The 19,117-nt window shown below is 67.8% G+C and carries 18 protein-coding genes and 1 tRNA gene; 14 read left to right on the top strand and 5 right to left on the bottom strand.

Going from position 1 to position 19,117, the window contains the following annotated elements; all coding sequences use genetic code 11:
- The first annotated feature begins 70 nt into the window (after nt 1-70).
- The 5 genes from ABOZ73_RS16980 to ABOZ73_RS16960 all read left to right on the top strand — a co-directional run bounded on the left by ABOZ73_RS16980 (nt 71) and on the right by ABOZ73_RS16960 (nt 4,162).
- Nucleotides 71-1,183 carry a polyamine ABC transporter substrate-binding protein gene (locus ABOZ73_RS16980; protein WP_369059297.1) on the top strand — a complete coding sequence of 371 codons (1,113 nt, stop codon included), beginning with the start codon at nt 71-73 and terminating at the stop codon, nt 1,181-1,183.
- Nucleotides 1,156-2,358: an ABC transporter ATP-binding protein gene (locus ABOZ73_RS16975; protein ID WP_369059296.1), complete on the top strand. Its 1,203-nt coding sequence runs from the start codon at nt 1,156-1,158 to the stop codon at nt 2,356-2,358. Before ABOZ73_RS16980 ends, ABOZ73_RS16975 begins: the two co-directional genes overlap by 28 nt.
- Nucleotides 2,355-3,251, top strand: a complete 897-nt coding sequence (locus tag ABOZ73_RS16970; protein WP_369059295.1) for an ABC transporter permease subunit — start codon at nt 2,355-2,357, stop codon at nt 3,249-3,251. The genes ABOZ73_RS16975 and ABOZ73_RS16970 overlap by 4 nt, the downstream gene beginning before the upstream one ends.
- Nucleotides 3,248-4,075 (top strand): ABC transporter permease, encoded by an 828-nt coding sequence (locus ABOZ73_RS16965; RefSeq protein WP_369059294.1) that lies wholly within the window; start codon nt 3,248-3,250, stop codon nt 4,073-4,075. Before ABOZ73_RS16970 ends, ABOZ73_RS16965 begins: the two co-directional genes overlap by 4 nt.
- A gap of 12 nt (nt 4,076-4,087) precedes the next feature.
- Nucleotides 4,088-4,162 (top strand) — tRNA-Thr (locus ABOZ73_RS16960).
- Between the two features lie 7 nt (nt 4,163-4,169).
- Here the strand turns inward: ABOZ73_RS16960 and ABOZ73_RS16955 are convergent.
- Entirely contained in the window at nt 4,170-6,677 is a 2,508-nt protein-coding gene (locus ABOZ73_RS16955) for a TonB-dependent receptor (protein ID WP_369059293.1), read from the bottom strand.
- A 186-nt stretch (nt 6,678-6,863) separates the two neighbouring features.
- On the opposite strand from ABOZ73_RS16955, the gene ABOZ73_RS16950 reads away from it, so the two are divergent.
- The 4 genes from ABOZ73_RS16950 to ABOZ73_RS16935 all read left to right on the top strand — a co-directional run bounded on the left by ABOZ73_RS16950 (nt 6,864) and on the right by ABOZ73_RS16935 (nt 12,844).
- The gene (locus ABOZ73_RS16950) at nt 6,864-7,430 is read left to right on the top strand and encodes an RNA polymerase sigma factor (protein WP_369059292.1); all 567 of its coding nucleotides are present in this window, start codon (nt 6,864-6,866) and stop codon (nt 7,428-7,430) included.
- Nucleotides 7,393-8,406, top strand: a complete 1,014-nt coding sequence (locus ABOZ73_RS16945) for a FecR domain-containing protein (protein WP_369059291.1) — start codon at nt 7,393-7,395, stop codon at nt 8,404-8,406. The genes ABOZ73_RS16950 and ABOZ73_RS16945 overlap by 38 nt, the downstream gene beginning before the upstream one ends.
- A 70-nt stretch (nt 8,407-8,476) precedes the next feature.
- Entirely contained in the window at nt 8,477-9,964 is a 1,488-nt protein-coding gene (locus ABOZ73_RS16940; RefSeq protein ID WP_369059290.1) for an amidohydrolase, read from the top strand.
- 111 nt (nt 9,965-10,075) lie between these two features.
- A complete protein-coding gene (locus tag ABOZ73_RS16935; RefSeq protein ID WP_369059289.1) occupies nt 10,076-12,844 on the top strand; it encodes a M14 metallopeptidase family protein in 2,769 nt (922 codons plus the stop codon).
- An 81-nt stretch (nt 12,845-12,925) separates the two neighbouring features.
- Here ABOZ73_RS16935 and ABOZ73_RS16930 read toward each other — a convergent pair whose 3' ends face one another.
- Nucleotides 12,926-13,408, bottom strand: a complete 483-nt coding sequence (locus tag ABOZ73_RS16930; protein ID WP_369059288.1) for a transglutaminase-like cysteine peptidase — start codon at nt 13,406-13,408, stop codon at nt 12,926-12,928.
- A gap of 351 nt (nt 13,409-13,759) precedes the next feature.
- Between ABOZ73_RS16930 and ABOZ73_RS16925 the strand changes: the two genes are divergently transcribed.
- Nucleotides 13,760-14,374, top strand: a complete 615-nt coding sequence (locus ABOZ73_RS16925; RefSeq protein ID WP_369059287.1) for a response regulator transcription factor — start codon at nt 13,760-13,762, stop codon at nt 14,372-14,374.
- Here the strand turns inward: ABOZ73_RS16925 and ABOZ73_RS16920 are convergent.
- From ABOZ73_RS16920 to ABOZ73_RS16910, 3 genes are read right to left on the bottom strand one after another with little or no spacing between them, the layout of a single operon-like run.
- Complete coding sequence (locus ABOZ73_RS16920) at nt 14,371-15,648, bottom strand: ATP-binding protein (protein ID WP_369059286.1); 1,278 nt, start codon at nt 15,646-15,648, stop codon at nt 14,371-14,373. The genes ABOZ73_RS16925 and ABOZ73_RS16920 overlap by 4 nt on opposite strands.
- Entirely contained in the window at nt 15,537-16,796 is a 1,260-nt protein-coding gene (locus ABOZ73_RS16915; protein WP_369059285.1) for a PAS domain S-box protein, read from the bottom strand. Before ABOZ73_RS16915 ends, ABOZ73_RS16920 begins: the two co-directional genes overlap by 112 nt.
- A complete protein-coding gene (locus tag ABOZ73_RS16910) occupies nt 16,793-17,164 on the bottom strand; it encodes a response regulator (RefSeq protein ID WP_369059284.1) in 372 nt (123 codons plus the stop codon). The genes ABOZ73_RS16915 and ABOZ73_RS16910 overlap by 4 nt, the downstream gene beginning before the upstream one ends.
- 199 nt (nt 17,165-17,363) lie before the next feature.
- On the opposite strand from ABOZ73_RS16910, the gene ABOZ73_RS16905 reads away from it, so the two are divergent.
- Genes ABOZ73_RS16905 through arfB form a run of 4 tightly spaced genes read left to right on the top strand, consistent with a single transcriptional unit; the run spans nt 17,364 to nt 18,990 of the window.
- Entirely contained in the window at nt 17,364-17,771 is a 408-nt protein-coding gene (locus ABOZ73_RS16905) for a response regulator (protein ID WP_369059283.1), read from the top strand.
- A 4-nt stretch (nt 17,772-17,775) separates the two neighbouring features.
- Nucleotides 17,776-18,096: an Hpt domain-containing protein gene (locus tag ABOZ73_RS16900; RefSeq protein WP_369059282.1), complete on the top strand. Its 321-nt coding sequence runs from the start codon at nt 17,776-17,778 to the stop codon at nt 18,094-18,096.
- Between the two features lie 10 nt (nt 18,097-18,106).
- Entirely contained in the window at nt 18,107-18,571 is a 465-nt protein-coding gene (locus tag ABOZ73_RS16895; protein WP_369059281.1) for a YaiI/YqxD family protein, read from the top strand.
- Entirely contained in the window at nt 18,568-18,990 is a 423-nt protein-coding gene (gene arfB / locus ABOZ73_RS16890; protein WP_369059280.1) for an alternative ribosome rescue aminoacyl-tRNA hydrolase ArfB, read from the top strand. Before ABOZ73_RS16895 ends, arfB begins: the two co-directional genes overlap by 4 nt.
- Nucleotides 18,991-19,117 lie beyond the last annotated feature (127 nt).

The following is a 19,117-nucleotide window of genomic DNA, read 5'->3' as shown; positions in this document are numbered from 1 at the left end:
CGCAGAATCCACTTAACCCGCCGCCCCCAGGCCCTATAACGAGCGCGGGGTTTCAGCTGGCGGAGGGGACATGAGCCGGTTTGGGGAATTTACGCGCCGGGCCGCGTTGATCGCGGCCGCCGCGGCGGTGCTGGCCGGATGCGGCCAGGGCGGGGCCAAGGACGAGGTCCTGCACATCTATAACTGGTCGGACTACATCGACCCGGCCATTGTCGATGACTTCACCAAGGAAACCGGGATCAAGGTCGTCTACGACACCTTCAACTCCCAGGAGGTCATGGAGACCAAGCTGCTGACCGGCGGCACGGGCTATGACCTGGTCGTCCCCGCCAACAACAGCGTTCCTCGTTTGATCCAGGCCGGCGTGCTGCAGAAGCTGGACAAGGCCCAGCTTTCGAACTTCGGCAACCTGTGGCCCGACCTAATGGCCCGCATGGATCCCTTCGATCCGGGCGCTCAGTACGCCGCCCCCTACATGTGGGGTACCATCGGCATCGGTTATAATGTCGACGCGCTGAAGCAGCGCCTGCCCGGCGTCGCCGTCGACAGCTGGGACGTGGTCTTCCGCCCCGAGAACATCGCCAAGCTCAAGGACTGCGGCGTCTACATGCTGGACGCCAGCGAGGACATGTTCACCGTCGCCCTGGCGGCCCAGGGCAAGAACCCCAACTCCCTGGTCGAGGCCGACTACGCCGCCGCCACCGATATGCTGCTCAGCATCCGGCCGTCGGTGCGCAAGTTCCACTCGTCGGAGTACATCAACGCCCTGGCCAACGGCGACATCTGCCTGGCGGTCGGCTTCTCGGGCGACGTCTTCCAGGCCAAGGCCCGCGCCGACGAGGCCGGCGGCAAGGTCAAGATCGACTATGTGATCCCGCGCGAGGGCACCCAGGTCTATTTCGACGTCTTCGCCATCCCGGCCGACGCGCCGAACCCGACCGCGGCCCTGAAGTTCATGAACTACATGCTGCGCCCCGACGTGGCGGCCAAGGCGTCCAACTACGTGCAGTTCGCCAACGCCAACGAAAAGGCCCTGCCCCTGGTCGAGGCGGAAATCCGCGACAATCCGAACATCTATCCGACGCCGGACGTGTTCTCTCGCCTGTTCGTGGCCACCTCGAAGGACCCGAAGCTGGTCCGTGAGATCAATCGCCAATGGACCCGGGTGGTCACCGGCCGATGAACGCCAAGGTGGGCAAGACCGGCCGCCAGCGCCTGAACATCGGCGCGGTCCGTTCGAAGTTCTCGCCCTGGAGCGATCCGTCCGTGGAGCCGCTGGTGCGTTTCGAAGGCGTGGTGAAGCGGTTCGAGGACCACACCGCCGTCAACGGCGTGTCGCTGGCCATCTATCCGGGCGAGTTCTTCGCCCTGCTCGGCCCGTCGGGCTGCGGCAAGACCACCCTGATGCGGCTGCTGGCCGGGTTCGAGACCCCGGACGAGGGCCGCATCACCCTGGCGGGGCAGGACCTGGCCGGCCAGCCGCCCCACCAGCGGCCGGTCAACATGATGTTCCAGTCCTACGCCCTGTTCCCGCACCTGAGCGTGGCCCAGAACATCGCATTCGGCCTGAAGCAGGAAAACCTGCCCAAGGGCGAGATCGAGGCGCGGGTCCAGCAGATGCTGGCCCTGGTCAAGCTGGAGCCCCTGGCCCGTCGCAAGCCGCACCAGCTGTCCGGCGGCCAGAAGCAGCGCGTCGCCCTGGCCCGCGCCCTGGCCAAGCGGCCCAAGATGCTGCTGCTCGACGAGCCGCTGGGCGCGCTGGACAAGAAGCTGCGCGAAGAGACCCAGTTCGAGCTCATGGACATCCAGCAGGAGCTCAACACCACCTTCCTGATGGTCACCCATGACCAGGAGGAGGCCATGGTCCTGGCCGACCGCATCGCCGTGATGCGCGAGGGCCGGATCGCCCAGCTCGGACGCCCCGAAGAGCTCTACGAGACCCCCGCCGACCGCTATGTGGCCGAGTTCCTGGGGGACGTGAACGTGTTCGAGGCCAAGGTGGCGGAACTGACCCACCCCATGGCCCGCATCATCATCCCCGAGTCGGAGCAGGCGCTGGACGTCTGGGACGACGACGCCCCCGCCGCCGGCTCCACCGTATGGCTGGCCGTGCGGCCGGAGAAGATGCGCATCAGCCTCGACCCACCGGCCAAGGGGACCGCCAACGTCCTGGCCGGGGAGATCTGGGACATCGGCTACACCGGCGACTGGACCAACTATGTGGTCGGACTGGCCGACGGAAAGCTGATCCGAGTGGCCCGCGCCAACGCCTCGCGCGTGGTGGAGCGGCCCATCGGCTGGGACGACAAGGTCTGGATCTCCTTCGATCCCGACGCCGGCGTGGTCCTGACCCGATGAAGCGCAAGAACGGCGAACGGCTGGCGGCCATCGCGCCCTATCTGTGGCTGGGCCTGTTCTTCGCGTTTCCGTTCGTGCTGGTCCTGCGCCTGTCCCTGTCGGACCAGGCCCTGGCCATGCCGCCCTATGCGCCGCGGATCGACTGGTCGGCGGGCCTGGCGGGGATCAAGGCGTTCGTCGCCGCGCTGGACCTGGAGACCTACGCCCGCCTGACCTCCGACGACCTCTATCTGGTCGCCTATCTTTCCAGCCTGCGCTTCGCGGCCATCGGCACGATCCTGTGCCTGCTGGTTGGCTACCCCATCGCGCTGGGCATGGCCCGCTGCGCCCCGCAGACGCGCAAGATCCTGCTGATGGCGGTGATCCTGCCGTTCTGGACCAGCTTCCTGATCCGGGTCTATGCGTGGATCGCCATCCTCAAGCCCGAGGGCCTGCTGAACATGGCGCTCGAGGCCGTCGGCCTGCCGGGCCTCGACCTGCTCAACACCCAGGCGGCGGTCTATATCGGCCTCGTCTACTGCTACCTGCCGTTCATGGTGCTGCCGATCTACGCGGTGCTGGAGAAGCAGGATCACAGTCTGCTCGAGGCCGCCGCCGATCTCGGCTCCCCGCCGTGGAAGACCTTCTGGCAGGTGACCCTGCCCCTGTCGTTCGGCGGCGTCGTCGCCGGCGCCCTGCTCTGCTTCATTCCCATGGTCGGCGAATTCGTGGTGCCCGACCTGCTGGGCGGCGCCCAGACCCTGATGATCGGCAAGACCATCTGGATCGAGTTCTTCTCCAACCGCGACTGGCCCAGCGCGTCCGCGGTCGCCGTGGCGCTGCTGCTGACCCTGGTGGTTCCCATCGTCCTCTATCAGCGGCAACAGGCCAAAGCCCTGGAGGCCGGCCAATGAAGAAGGGCCCCACCGCCTTCAACATCGCCTCCGTCAGCCTGGGCCTGGCGTTCCTCTACCTGCCGATCGCCGCCCTGGTGCTCTATTCGTTCAACGCCAGCCGGCTGGTGACGGTCTGGGGCGGCTTCTCCACCCGCTGGTACGCCGCCCTGTTCGCCAACGAGGCGCTGATGGGCGCCGCCTGGGTGACGCTGCGGGTCGGGCTGATCTCGGCCACCGTCGCCACCGCCCTCGGAACCCTCGCCGCCGTGGCCCTGGTGCGAGGCGGCCGGTTCGGAGGGCGCACCCTGTTCTCGGGCCTCGTCTATGCGCCCATGGTCATGCCCGAGGTGATCCTGGGCCTGTCCCTGCTGCTGCTGTTCGTGGCCCTGCGCATCGACCGGGGCTTCTGGACCGTGGTCATCGCCCATTCCACCTGCACCCTGGCCTATGTGGCCGTGGTGGTGCACGCCCGCCTGGTCACCTTCGACCGCTCGCTGGAGGAAGCGGCGCAGGATCTCGGCTGCCCGCCGATCCGCACCTTTCTGACCGTGACCCTGCCCAACATCGCCCCGGCCGTCGTCGCCGGCTGGATGCTGGCCTTCACCCTGTCGCTTGACGATCTGGTGGTGGCGTCCTTCGCCTCCGGCCCCGGCGCGACCACCCTGCCCATGCGCATCTATTCCCAGGTGCGGCTGGGCGTATCGCCAGAGATCAACGCCGCCTGCACCCTTCTCATCGCCGCGGTGGCGACCGGGGTCCTGGTCTATGCCCTGGTGGGAAAATGGCGGACGCTAAGAGAACTGCGATCGGAGGCTGGCGCGACAGGGCCGGCTGCGGCATAAGCCCCTTCCTTGGCCGGCGTAGCACAGCGGTAGTGCAGCGGTTTTGTAAACCGAAGGTCGGGAGTTCGATCCTCTCCGCCGGCACCAGTTCCCCTTAGAACGCGTACCCCACCGCCACGCCCACGCGCCTCGGGCGGGGGCCATAGACCTGCGGCTGGCGGCCGGTGGAGGCGAAGGACGGCGAGTCGTCGTCCAGCACGTTCTCGACATAGGCGCCCAGGTTCCAGGCGTGTGTCCTCACCCCGGCGCGCAGATTGACCAGCATCACTCCGCCCAGCCGGGTGTCGTCCGCCGAGGATGAGGCGAAGGCGCTGTGCGACCGCCCCGTATGGGTCGCGTCGGCCCGCAACAGCAGGTCCAGCCGGCTGGACAGCGGCCGCGCATACTCCACCCACGCTCCCGCCGCGAACCGGGGCACCACCGGCAGGCGGTCGCCGGCCGAGCCCAGGCCTGCCGCGATCGCGCTTTCCTGGTCCTCGGTCAGCACCCCGTCGGCATAGGCCAGGTTCAGGCCCGTCCGCCAAGGACCGCGCGGGTCGAACGTCACGTCCGCCTCCGCCCCGTTGATCCGCGCCCGGCCGATATTGGCCAGGAACGAGAAGGCGCCGTTGGGGCTGGCGGCCGTGTACTGCATGTCGCGCCAGTCGATCCGATAGACAGCCCCGTTGGCGGTCAGGCGGCCGTCCAGCCAGTTGCCCTTCACGCCCATCTCGTAGTTCCACAAGCTGTCGGCGCGATAGGCGGCCAGTTCCTGCGACAGGCTGGGCACGGTGTTGATCCCGCCGGGGCGGAAACCTTGCGAGGCCTGGGCGTAGAGCAGCACCCGCGTGTTCAGCCGGTGGCTGCCGACGAACTTCAGGCTCCAGCCTGTCTCGCTGGCCGACTTGTTGAAGTTGCCCTCGGCGGTGTTGGAGATGACGTTCACCACCAGCGTGCGCCCGATGGTCGTGCGCTTGTAGTCGAACCGCCGCGCGCCTACCGTCAGGCTGGTGTCACGGTCGGCGCCGACGATGATCTCGCCATAGGCCGCGCGCTGCTGGAACCGGCTGTCGACGGCGCGCCGTCCGGTGAAGCCGGCGAACTCCAGCGGCACGCCGGTCGCCGCGTCCAGCACCACCACCTGGCTGTCGATGCTGTCCTCGCGGGTCTCGCCGAACAGGCCGAAGGTCCAGCCGATGAAGCCGCGCCCGTCGGACGTGGCGCGCAGCTCGACCACCTGGGATTCCATGTCCACCGGCTGGGTCAGCAGGCCCGGCGACCGGCTGTCCACATAGGCCGTCCAGCGCGACATCTGCTCGACCGAACAGGACACGGCCGAGCCCAGAGAGAAGTATCGGCTGCACCCCGCCTCGCTGGTCCGCTCGGCCAGCAGGACGCCGGAATATTCGCTGCGGCGATGGCTGTTCCACTTGTAGGCCGCCGCCATGGCCGCCAGGCGCACGCCGCGCACTCGCCAGTCGGCCGACGCGACGGCGAAGGTCACCTTCCCCTCGAACGGCAGCCGGCCGTAATTGGTGCTGACATAGGACCCGCCCGTCGGCGTCCACGCGCTGCTGTCGTCCAGCTCTTCCGTCTGGCGCGTCAGCATGAAGTTCAGGGTCAGGTCGTCGGTCGGCTTGGCCCCGATGCCGACCCGCACGCCATTGGTGCGGCTGTCGTTCACCGCGCTCAGCCCCAGGCGGCTGTTGTCGATGAAGGCCGGCTCGGTGCGGTGATAGGCCGTCACCCGCATGCCCACGACGCCGTCGACCAGCGGCCGGTTGACCACCAACGTCCCCGCCTGCCCCCCATGGCCGGCGCTGGTCGACCCTTCCAGGTCCAGGCTGCCCGACGCGGCGTTCAGGTCCGGCCGGTTGAACATCACCTTCAACGCGCCGCCCATGGCGCTGGCCCCATGCAAGGTTCCCTGCGGCCCGCGCAGCAGCTCCAGCCGATTGACGTCCACCAGAACCAGCTCGGGGAACGAACTGCCCGGATCGGCGGTCGTGCCGCTGGCGCCGGTGACCGGCACGTCGTCGTAATAGAGCGCGGTGGTCGCCTCGCCCGATCCATAGACCCCGCGCAGGGTCAGGCGATTGCGCCCCACCCCCGTCGCCGTGGCGACAAGGCCGGGTGTCGTGCTGGTCGCACGCTCGAAGGTGGCGACGCCCGAACGGTCCAGTTCGCTCTGCGGTATCGCCCGCACCGACATCGGCGTCAGCTGGTCCACGGTCGGACGACGCAGGGCGGTGATCACCAGCCCGTCCAGGTCGGACGGCGGCTCCGGCGGGGCCGGCGGCTGAACCGGGGCCTGCGCGACCGCGACGCGCTCGATCAGAACCCGCCCCTGGAAGCTGCGCCAGGTCAGGCCGGTGCCCCTGAGCAGCTGGTCGAGCGCCGCGTCCGAACCCAGGCGGCCGGAGACCTTGCGGGATTTCAGCCCTTCCACCAGGGCCGGAGAAAACAGGATGTCCCGGTCGCTCTGCGCCGAGAAGGCGGTCAACGCCCGTTCCAGCGGCCAGCCGGCGGGGATGTCGAATCGAGCCGAAGGGGCGGCCTGCGCGGGCGCGGCCACGGCGGCGCACAGCCCGCCCGCAACCAAGCTGGCGTGGCCGATCCTCACCGGATCGCGGCCTCCGTCCCCATACGCATTCCCCCTACACGCCGCGGACATTGAACCGGCGGCGCCTGAAAATCCAGCAGCCGCTCAACCGCCAAGGCGCCGCACCCCAAGCCTGTTGACCATCCCGCCACAAAACATGAGCATGACATAAATGCGTCGTGCCGGGCGTTCGGGGGAATACCGCAAATGGCGTTGGCGAAGTTGGCCGAACATCAGGGTGTGGATCAGGCGGGACTGGTTCAGGCCTCATTGCATTACCAGCAGGCGCTGCGCGCCTTTTTCCGCCGTCGGGTTGCGCACCACGACGTCGACGATCTCGTTCAGGAGGTGCTGCTTCGCCTGCACAGCCGGCGCGGCGGCGAGGCGGTGGCCAACCTGAACAGCTTCATCTTCCAGACGGCGACCAACGTGCTGCTGGATCGCCGGCGCCGGGACGCCGTGCGTCATCGTCAGGCGCATTGTGAGCTGGAGCCAATTCACCACCCGGTCGACGACCTGTCCCCGGATCGGGTTCTGCAGGCCAAGGAGCAAGCTTCTGTCGCCTTGGCCGCTCTTGCGGGCATGCCTCATCGCACAAGGGCCGCTTTCATGCTCGTGCGTTTCGAGAGCTTGAGTTACAAGGCCGCAGCGGCGCAACTTGGAATATCCGTCAGCGCCGTCGAGAAACATGTGACCAAGGCTCTGCGGATCGTCACGAGCCGTTTGCAGGAAAACGATGAACGACAACCGACCCAAGCATGGATCGCCCGGTGAACCGGACGCCGCGGGTTGGTTCGTCCTTCTGCAACGTGACCCGCGCGACGAAGCGCTTCGCCGCCGTTTCGAAGCCTGGCTGAACGCCAGCTACGACAATCAAGCCGAATGGACCCGCGTCAGCCTTTCCTGGGACGCCATGGGCCTCATGCGCGACGAGCCGCAGGTGCTTCGCGCCCGTGAGGCGCTGAAGACCGACCTCGCCGACCGTTCCGCCATGCCCTTCCGCTGGGCCGCCGCTGTCGCGGCCATCGTCCTGCTTGGCGGCGCGGCCCTGTTCACCGGCCTGTCCGTGACCGCGCCTCGGCAGCCCACGGCGGCCGCCATGCGCGACGTCGCCGTCTATCGCACCGCCGTCGGCGACCAGCGGATCGTCTCCCTGGCCGACGGCTCGCGGGCCACGCTCAGCACCGACACCGAATTGCGCATCACCGAATGGGGCGCCAAGCGCGGCCTGACCCTGGTGAAGGGCGAGGCCTTCTTCGAGGTCGCCAAGGACCCGGCGCATCCGTTCGTGGTGACCGCCGGCGGCCGCACCGTCACGGCCCTGGGCACCGCCTTCAACGTCCGGCTGGACCCCGACCATTGGTCGGTCGCCTTGCTGGAGGGCAAGGTGCGCGTGGCCTCCCTGACGTCCGCCGCCAGTACCGATCTGCTGCCCGGCGCGCGCCTGGTCCAGTACGGCTCCAAGGACTGGGCCGTGAACCGCGTCGACGTCCAGCGCGTCAGCGCCTGGCGCAATGGCGACGTCATCTTCGACGACCAGCCGCTCAGCGCGATCGTCGCGGAGATGAACCGCTACTCCAACCGCAAGATCCACCTGGGCGACCGCGACCTGGCCCAGACCCCGCTCAGCGGCCGCTTCAAGACCGGCGATGTGGGCGGTTTCGTCGCCACCCTGGAAGCCTATGGCGTCGCCCGGGTCGAACAGTCCGGCCCCACCCAGATCGATCTGGTTTCCCCTACCCCTCGCTGAGGCTTTTAGCGCACATTGCGTCTAGCTCAGTAGGCTGGCGCAGGGGCGCCGGCGCGGGGAGAGACCTTTCATGACGTCGAAATTCAAGGCGCTGGCGATCGGCGCGTTCACCACGGCCGCTCTGTTTTCGACCACGGCCCTCGCGGCGCCGCTGACGGCCGCCGACAAGGGCCAACTCACCGCCGCGGTCGACGCCTATACGCCCAAGATGAACGACGCCGCCCTCAAGATCTGGGGCTTCGCCGAGCTCGGCTACCAGGAAGTCAAATCCTCCACCCTGCTGCAGGACCAGCTCAAGGCCGCCGGCTTCACCGTGAAGGCCGGCGTGGCGGGTGAACCCACCGGCTTCGTCGCCAGCTACAAGAACGGCGCGGGCCCGGTCATCGCCGTCCTCGCCGAGTTCGACGCCCTGCCCGGCCTGTCCCAGGCCGCCGTCCCTCACAAGCAGCCCATCCCCACCAGCGACAATGGTCATGGCTGCGGCCACAACCTGTTCGGCGCCGCTTCGGTCGCCGGCGCCGTCGCCCTCAAGCAGTGGATGATCGCCAACAAGGTCCACGGCGAGATCCGCGTCTATGGCACCCCCGCCGAGGAAGGCGGTTCGGGCAAGGTCTACATGGTCCGCGACGGTCTGTTCGACGACGTGGACGTGACCCTGCACTGGCACCCGGGCAATTCGAACTCCGCCCAGCAGGGCAGCTCCCTCGCCAACATCAGCGGCAAGTTCCGCTTCCGCGGCAAGTCCTCCCACGCCGCCGGCGCCCCCTGGGCCGGCCGCTCGGCGCTCGACGGCGTCGAGGTGATGAACGTCGCCACCAACTACCTGCGTGAGCACATTCCCGACCGCACCCGCATCCACTACGTGGTGACCAACGGCGGCAAGGCCCCGAACGTCGTGCCCGACTTCGCCGAGGTCTATTACTACGTCCGCAACGTCGATCCGAAGGTCGTGGTCGATGTCTGGGGCCGCGTGACCAAGGCCGCCGAAGGCGCCGCCATCGCCACCGACACCACCTTCGAGGTCGAGCAGACCGGCGGCGTCTACAACCTCCTGCCCAACGACGTTCTGGGCAAGGTGATGAACGACAGCCTGGTCAGCGTCGGCGGCATCACCTGGACGCCGGAAGAGACCAAGTTCGCCCAGGAGATCGCCAAGACCCTGCAGAACGGCGGCGGCGACCTGTCGTCGGTGGGCAAGATCCAGCCCTACTCCAAGTCCACGGCCGACGGCGCCCTGGCCGGCGGCTCCACCGACGTGGCCGACATCAGCTGGGTGACCCCGACCGTGGGCCTGTCCACCGCCACCTTCGTTCCGGGCTCGGCCGGCCACTCCTGGCAGAACGTCGCCGCGGGCGGCATGAGCATCGGCCTGAAGGGCGCGGCCCTGGCGGCCAAGACCCTGTCGATCACCGGCGCCGAGCTGTTCTCGAACCCCGAACTGATCACCCAGGCCAAGGCCGAACTGAAGCAGCGCCAGGGGGCGAACTTCACCTACAAGGCCATGGTCGGCGACCGCAAACCGCCCCTCGACTACCGCAAGGCGGGCGGCGGCGAGTAATCGCCGCGATACGCCTCTTCCGCGCGGTGGATTCCCCGCGCCAGTGCGTCTAACTCAACAGGGAAAAGGCTCCGGCAAACCCGCCGGAGCCGACTGCTGCTGGGGGAGATGATGACGAAGAAACAAGCGATGGCCGGAGCCGCCGTGGCCCTGGTCATGATCATGGGCGGGGCTTCCGCCTACGCCGCTGAAATCACGCCGCCCGCCAAGGCCTTCGCCAAGGATCCCGGCAGCGACTACTTCCTCGCCGACTACACCGCCTACGAGGCCTATCTGAAGACCCTGGCGGGTCAGTCCGACCGCATGAAGCTGGTCGATATCGGCAAGTCGGAAGAAGGCCGGTCCATGTGGATGGCCGTCGTGTCGTCCCCCGCCAATCTCGCCAAGCTCGACCACTATCGCGGCATCGCCAAGCGCCTGGCCAAGGCCGAGGGCGTCAGCGCCGAGGAGGCCAAGAAGCTGTCGACCGAGGGCAAGGCGGTCGTCTGGATCGACGCCGGCCTGCACGCCACCGAGACCGTCACCTCGCAAGGCCAGATCCAGGTCCTCTACCGGATGCTGACCCAGAACGATCCGGAGACCCTGCGTCTGCTGGACGACGTCATCATCCTGTTCGCGCACGACAACCCGGACGGCATGGAGCTGGTCTCGGACTGGTACATGCGCCACGCCGACGAAAAGAAGCGCGAGTTCAACTCGATCCCGCGCCTGTACCAGAAGTACGTCGGCCACGATAACAACCGCGACAGCTACATGTCGGCCATGGCCGAGACGGCCAACATCAACCGCGCCCTGTTCCGCGACTGGTTCCCGCAGGTCGTCTACAACCAGCACCAGACCGCGCCCAACGGCATGGTGGTGTTCGTTCCGCCGTTCCGCGATCCGTTCAACTTCAACTACGACCCGCTGGTCATGACCACGCTCCAGGAACTGGGCATGGCCATGCACAGCCGCCTGGTGGTCGAGGACAAGCCGGGCTCGGGCGCCAGATCTGCAGCCCCGTATTCCACTTGGCACAACGGGATGGTCCGCTCCGTCTCGTACTTCCACAACACCATCGGCCTGCTGACCGAGATCAAGGGCGGCCCGACGCCTGAGCCCCTGCGCCTGGTCCCCGAGGTTCAGCTGCCCTCCAACGACCGCCCGATGCCGGCCCCGCCGGAGATGTGGCACCTCAAGCAGACGGTCGAATACCAGTACAGCCTGAACCGGGCCGTGCTCGACTACGCCTCGCGCAACCGCGAGCGCCTGCTGTTCAACATCTGGAAGATGGGCTCCAACTCCATCACCAAGGGCTCGCAGGACAGCTGGACCCTCACCCCGACCAAGATCGACGCCCTGGCCGAGGCCGGCAAGAAGTCCGAGAACAAGACCAACGATCCGTGGGCTCGCGGCGCCATTGATCCGTCGCTCTACAAGACGGTGATCCAGACGCCGGAAAGCCGTGATCCGCGTGGCTACATCATCTCCGCCGACCAGGCCGACCTGCCCACGGCCGTGTCGTTCCTCAACGCCCTGATCAAGACGGGCGTGGATGTGGAGAAGGCGACCAAGGCCTTCACCGTCGCCGGCAAGACCTATCCGGCCGGCTCCTATGTGGTGAAGACCGCCCAGGCCTATCGCCCGCACGTCCTCGACATGTTCGAGCCGCAGGACCACCCGCACGACACCGAATATCCGGGCGGCCCGCCCAAGGCGCCCTACGACGTCACCGGCTACACCCTCGCCTACCAGATGGGCGTGAAGTTCGACCGCGTGCTGGACGGCTTCACCGGTCCGTTCGAGCGGGTGCCTGACGTGATCACCGTCACCCCCGGCTCCATCAAGGGCTCGGGCAAGGCCGGCTGGCTGGTCAGCCACCAGACCAACAACAGCTTCATCCTGACCAACCGCCTGCTCAAGGCCGGCGTGCCGGTCGCCTGGGTGAAGGAAGACACCAAGGTCGGCGGCAAGTCGATCGGCACGGGTGCGGTATGGGTCCCGGCTTCGGCCCAGGCCCAGTCCATCGTCGCCGCCGGCGTGAAAGAACTGGGCATCGACGCCTTCGCCGTCGGCGCCAAGCCGAAGGGCGAGGCCATCGCCTTGAAGCCGATCCGCGTCGGCCTGGTCGATCGCTATGGCGGCCTGATGCCCTCGGGCTGGACCCGCTGGCTGTTCGAGCAGTTCGAAGCGCCGTTCGAAGTGGTCTATCCGCAGCGTCTCGACGCGGGCGACATCGGCAAGGACTTCGACGTCCTCGTCTTCACCGACGGCTCGGTCCCGACGCCCGAGGGCGGCCCCTATCGCGGCGGCCGCGGCTTCGGCCAGCCCAAGGCCGAGGACATCCCCGCCGAGTACCACGCCTGGCTGGGCAATGTGACCGAGGACAAGACCCTGCCCAAGGTCGCCGAGTTCGTACGCAACGGCGGCACGGTTCTGACGGTCGGCAGCGCCGGCTATCTGGCCCAGGCCATCGGCGCCCCGGTCGAGCCGGCCCTGGCCAAGAAGGAAGGCGACACGTTCAAGGCCCTCACGACCAAGGAACTGTACATTCCCGGCTCCGTCCTCCGCGCCAAGGTCGACAACACCCAGCCCCTCGCCTACGGCGCGCCGTCGGAACTGGACGTGTTCTTCGACCGCAGCCCGACCTTCAACCTCAAGGCCTCGGCCACGGGCGTCGCGAAGGTCTCTTGGTTCGACACCCCCAAGCCGCTCCGCAGCGGCTGGGCCGTCGGCCAGGAAAAGCTGCAAGGCACCACCGCGATCCTCGACATCGACATGGGCAAGGGAAAGCTGTTCGTGATGGGTCCCGAAGTGACCCAGCGCGCCCAGTCGGCGGGCACCTTCCGCTTCCTGTTCAACGGCATGCTCTACGGTCCGGCCGCCGCCGCTGCGCGCTAAGGCCGGTCTGACGAACGAAAAAGGGCGGCGAGGCCTCAGCCTCGCCGCCCTTCCTTTTGCGCCTCTCCTGGACGAGGCGACTTACTTCGTGGCGGCGGCGCCGGCGAAAACCTTGGTCCAGTCGACAGCGGCGACCTTGGTGTTGGCCCAGCGGTAGCCGTAGCGCTCCATGGCGGCGCGCGAGGTCGGCCAGTTCATGCGGTTGTCCAGGATCATCTCGCCCTTGGCGGTCTGGACCGACAGGACCGCGTGGTATTCGCCGGTCTCGGTGTAGACCAGAGCGATGGTCATGGCTTCGGCCGGGACGCCGGCCTTGGTCAGGCGGGTCATCTTGGTCATGGCGTAGTCGTCGCAGTCGCCGAAGCCGCTGGCCGGCTCCGAAACCCAGCGGTCACCGCCGTATTGGGCTTCGTCGCTCATCGGGCGGATGTCCTGGTTCACCTGGGCGTTGACCTTGTTCAGCAGGCCCGTGTCGATCTTGGCGGCGGCCGAGGCTTGCGAACCCATGCCCAGCAGGGCGACGGCGAAGGCGAAGGCGGCGATCAGAGACAGGCGGCGGGTCATGGCGGGTGTCCGGAATTCGGGCGTGAGTTCTCCCGGCCCGCCGGACGGGCGCGTCCTGCGGGTGGGATGGGATCGGGTTTTTGGGGAGGGTTCCGGCTACCGGCCGGAGCGGCGGAGCCTAGGTTTGTTTTTTGCTGACATCGGTCAGATCCAGGTCCGTTTGTTCCAAACTTCGTGTCGGAAGCGACATCCGCTCCGTCGATGTTTAGGTTTTACGGAAACCATTTCCGGGGCTCATCCCGGTAGAACTACAGGTCGTATTTGTACCGTAGGCGCGCACGCCTCTTGGCTGAGCGCCCGGCTTGCTCAATTATGGGTTTGCGCTGCGGCGCACACAGTACGGGGGGTCCGATGGCCGCCAGCGCGACCGTCCATGTCGTCGACGACGACGAGATCACGCGTGAGACCCTTGCGATCCTGCTTCAGGGCGCGGGTTACGAGGTGGAGTTGTACGAGTCCGGCGAAGCGTTCATGGACGCCCGCCCGGCCGCTGCTCCAGCCTGCGTGGTGCTGGACATGCACATGCCGCAGATGAACGGCATCGACGTCCTGCGGGCCCTGAAGTCGGACGACTTCCCCCTGCCGATCATCATGCTGACCGGCCGCGGGCATATCGACCTGGCGGTCCAGGCCATGAAGCTGGGCGCCGCCGACTTCGTGTCCAAGCCCTACAAGACCGAGACCCTGCTGGCCTCGGTGCAGGAAAGCCTCGCCGCCGCGCCCGCCAACGGCGGTGAAGCCGCCGCCGCCCAGGAAAAGATCGGCCGCCTGTCCAAGCGTGAGTACGAGGTGGTCCAGGGCATGATCGCCGGCCTGCCCAACAAGCTGATCGCCCACCGCCTGGACCTTAGCCCCCGCACGGTGGAGGCCTATCGCGCCACCCTGATGGAAAAGCTCGAGGTGCGCGGCCTGTCGAGCGTCGTGCAGCTCGCCCTCGCCGCCGGGGTCCAGCCCCTGGGGGCCTAGGTCTCGTCCACCGGCACGGCCGCCAGCACGTCCGCCAGACCTATCGTCGTCACCGGCTTGGGCAGCAGGCCGGTCATGCCCGCCTGCTCATACTCCGCCCGATCGGCCTCGCCGGTGCTTGAGCTCATCGGCACGATCGGCGCCCCGCTGGAGGCGCCCGGGATGTGGTGCAGCTCCCGCGCGGCGGTCAGGCCGTCCACCTCGGGCATGGCCACATCCATCAGGATCACGTCGTAGCGCTCGCTGCGCGCCGCCTCGATCGCCGCCGCCCCGTCCGCCACCATGTGGAAGACGTGGCCCATCCCCTCCAGCATCCGCGCCAGCGCCGCGCGATTTGCCGGACCATCCTCGGCCACCAGCACCTTCAGGCGGTTGGCGACGGGGATCGGCTGACCGTCCTCCACATGCACCGGCAGACGCACATTGATGATGAAGCGCGATCCGCGTCCCGGCTCGCTCTCCACCTCGATGCCGCCGCCCATCAGGTCGATCAGCTGCCGGCTGATCGCCAGGCCCAGGCCCGTGCCGCCGAAGCGCCGGGTGACCGAGGCGTCGGCCTGCACGAACCGGTCGAACAGCCGCGCCAGCTCCTCCGGCCGGATACCGATGCCGGTGTCCTCGATCTCCAGCTCCCAGCAGGCGAACGGCCCGTTCATCGGCCTCAGGCTGGAGCGCACCGTCACCCCGCCCGTCTCGGTGAACTTCACCGCATTGGACAACAGGTTCAGCAGCACCTGCCGCAACCGGCTGGTGTCGCCGTACAGCGCGCCGATCTCCGAGGCCGTGATGTCGAGATGCAGCTCCAGCCCCTTGGCCGCCGTCTGCGGGCGCAGCAGCTCCACGGTCTCGGTCAGGAACGGTCCGACCTCGAACTGCTGGGGGTCCAGCTCGACCTTGCCGCCTTCCAGCTTGGCCAGGTCCAGCACGTCATTGACCAGGGTGTTCAGCGCCCGGCTGGCGGCGGCGATGCGGTCCACCGCGCTCTTGCTGCTGCTGCTCAGTTCCGGCGCGAACTCCAGCAGGCGCGCGAAACCGATGATGCTGGTCAGCGGCGTGCGCAGCTCGTGGCTCATATTGGCCAGGAAGTCGGACTTCACCCCCGCCAGGTGCTCAGCGTGGGCGCGGGCTTCCTGCAGTTCGTCCTCGTAGCGCTTGCGCACCGTCACATCGCGGGCGGAATCGTGGAAGCGCAGTACGCGGCCGTTCTCGTCACGTACCACATAGGGCGCGGCCTCCAGCCAGATCTCCCCGCCGTCCTTGCGCCGGGCTCGCATGGTGATGCGTGGACGCAGCTCCTCTCCCCCGGCTTCAGCAGGGCCTGGTAGTGCGTCAGGGTCGGCAGCACGTCGTCCGGGTGCAGGAAGGACTGCGTCGTCCGGCCGATCATCTCTTCAGGCGTGTAGCCCAGGATCTGCAGGCTCGACGGCGAGGCGAACGAGATCGTGCCGTGGACGTCATAGACCAGGATCAGGTCGTTGGCGTTCTCCGCCACCAGGCGATAGCGTTCCTCGCTAGCCTGCAGCGCGCCGGTCATGGCGCGGGCTTCGGTGACATCCTGGATGACCCCGATCAGGGCGACGATCTCTCCGTCGTCGTCGAATTCCGGCGCGCCACGGGTGATCACGCGGCGGCGACTACCGTCCGGCTTGACCACTTCGCCCTCGAACTCGAAGGGCTGCTTGGTGATCAAGCCCCTGGTGAAGGCGTCTGCCAGCCGTCCCCGATCCTCCGGTGCATAGAGCACCCCGGGCATGGTGACGTTCGGGTCATACTCGGACGGATCGACGCCATGGATCGCATAGGCTTCGGGCGACCAGGCCGATCGCTGCACGGCGAAGTCGAACCGCCAGTGGCCCAGCTTGGCCATCTTTTCGGCCAGCTCCAGCGTGTGTTCCTTGATCGCCAGCTCCTGCGCCGTCCGCCGGCGCAGCATCAACTCCGCCCGCTGGTCCAGGGCGTGGACGACCATGGCCGCCATCTTCTGCAGGGCCTTGCGCGACTTCTCGTCGAAGGCTTGGCGCGGCTCGGTGTCGATGGCGCACAGCGCGCCCAGGCGATAGCCTTCCTTGGTGATCAGCGGCGCGCCCGCATAGAAGCGGATGTGCGCCTCGCCGATCACCAGCGGATTGTCGCGAAAGCGCGGATCCTGGGTGGCGTCCAGCACCACCAGCACCTCGTCGCTGCGGATGGTGTAGTCGCAGAACGCCACGTCCCGCGACGTCTCGGTGTCGTCCAGTCCGACGCAGGATTTGAACCACTGACGGGTCTCGTCCAACAGGGTGACGACCGAGATGGGAACCTCGAACAGGTGCGCCGCCAGATCGGTGATGTCGTCGAAGGCGGCCTCCGCCGGCGTGTCGAGCACGTCGTAGCGAAGGAGCGCCGCCAGACGGGCCTCCTCGATCTTGGCGGCCGCGTTCATGCGGGCGCCAGGGCGCGCACCTGATCGGCCAGGGCGATCGGGTCGAACGGCTTCTGGATCAGTCCCGCCGCTCCGGTCGCCAGCAGCGCCTGGCGCTCCTCGTTCATCACCCGGGCGGTGAAGAAGGCGAACGGGATAGGGATATAGGCCGGGTTCTCGCGCAGCTTGCCGATCAGGGTCGGCCCGTCCATCACCGGCATCATCACGTCCAGCAGGAACAGGTCCGGCGTCCAGTCCCCGGCCGCCAGCATGTTGATCGCCGCCTGGCCGCTGTCGGCGATGCGCACGTCCAGCCCCGGGTCACGGGACAGGGAGATGGCGACCAGCTCCCGCAGGTCCGCATCATCGTCGACATAAAGAACCCGCATGCCAGCTCCGCTCAAAAAGATGTCCCTACACGTCTGACGGCCCCGCATGACGTTGCGGCGCCTTCGACTGCAATTCCTACGAGAAAGGCCATAGCCTGCAAATGCTTCGGCATGTACGCTTCATCATCATTTGAACGCGCGGCCGCACCTTTTCGCCATGTACATGCACTTGCAGGATCGCGATAGCAAGCCACGCCCGTTGCGCGCGAAGGTTGTGAATGGGCAGACGCACGCCCGCGCCGCCGGCCAGCGCGTCCTGATCATCGAGGATGACGATATCGCCGCCGACCTGCTGGCGATCTACGTCTCCGACCTCGGCTACACCAACGTTCTGCGGGCCACGACGGAAAGCGGCGCCGTGGCCGCCACGGCCGAGTTCGCGCCCGACCTGATCCTCGCCGACGTCCGCCTGGGCGAGGGCGGCGACGGCATCAACGCCGTGCGCCTGGCCAACAAGAAGATCGGCACCGCCCTGGTCTATGTCACCTCGCACCCGCAGCTGACCCGCGAGGAATCCAAGGCCGTCACCCTGCCCAAGGCCGACCTGACCGGCGACCGCCTGGCTCAGGCGATCGAGGCGGCCCTGCTCATCCGCTTCCTGCAGTAGTCCTGTGGCTTCCGACGCCCTCGAAGACCGCATCCGCCAAATCCGGCTTCGGCTGGAGGGGCGTCTCGGCGACCTGATCGCCAACCTGGACGCCGCCCTCGCCTCCGCGCCCGCCGACGCCGCGCCCGAGGGGGCCTTCGACCTCTATACCCGCCTGCACAATGTCAGCGGCTCGGCCGGCCCCGTGGGCCTGCCGGAAGTGGGCGACGCCGCCCGCGCGCTGGAGGAACTGCTGACCCCGTGGCTCAAGGGCGGCCCCGCCCTCGACGGCTGGCGCGAGGCCTTCGACGGCCTGAAGGCTGCGGTCGCCGCCGGATCGCGCTAAAGCCGGTCTCATGACCGCGCCCATCACCCTGTTCATCGACGCCGACGCCTGCCCGGTGAAGGACGAGGCCTACAAGGTCGGCCTGCGCCACGGCATGAAGATCTTCGTGGTCTCCAACAGCTATGTGCGCATCCCCGCCTCGCCCCGGATCGAAAGCGTGGTGGTCGACGCCGGCCCCGACGTGGCCGACGACTGGATCGCCGAGCGGGTCCAGCCCGGCGACGTGGTCATCACCAACGACATCCCCCTGGCCGACCGCACTCTCAAGGCCGGCGGCGCGGCGGTCGCGCCCAACGGCCGCATCTTCACCGCCGACTCCATCGGCTCGGCCCTGGCCGGCCGCGCCATCGGCGAGCACCTGCGCTCCATGGGCGAGGTCACCAGCGGCCCCAAGGCCTTCGACGCCAAAGCCCGCTCCGCCTTCCTCCAGGCGCTGGATCAGGTGATCGTCAAATCCCTGCGGACCCGGCGATGATCGAGATCACCTCCTGGCTGCGCATCGACGAGGATGAGCTGATCGAAAAGGCCGCCCGCGCCAGCGGCCCGGGCGGCCAGCACGTCAACAAGACCTCCACGGCCATCGAGCTGCGCTTCGACGTCCGCAACAGCCCCTCCCTGCCCGAGGACGTGAAGGCCCGCCTCGAACGCCTGGCCGGCAGCCGCCTGACCCAGGACGGGGTGCTGGTGCTGTTCAGCCAGGGCAGCCGCTCCCAGGAAATGAACCGCCAGGAGGCCCGCGAACGCCTCGTCGAACTGATCCTGCGCGCCACCGAAAAACCCAAACCCCGCAAAGCCACCAAACCCACCTACTCCTCCAAGCTCAAGCGCCTGGAAGGAAAGAGCAAACGCTCAGGGGTGAAGACCATGCGGGGGAAGGTGCGGCACGAGGATTAGGATTAGCATTCGCGCCTCGCCTATCCCCTCGCCCCCTCCGGGGGAGAGGGTAAGGGTGAGGGGGCGCTGAGGGTCAGCGGGCGAGGCGCTGCAAGCGGAACCGCCGCAAGCCCCTCACCCAACCCTC

This window comes from Caulobacter sp. 73W (assembly GCF_041021955.1).
Lineage (GTDB): Bacteria > Pseudomonadota > Alphaproteobacteria > Caulobacterales > Caulobacteraceae > Caulobacter.
This window is presented reverse-complemented; position numbering and strand designations above follow the sequence as displayed.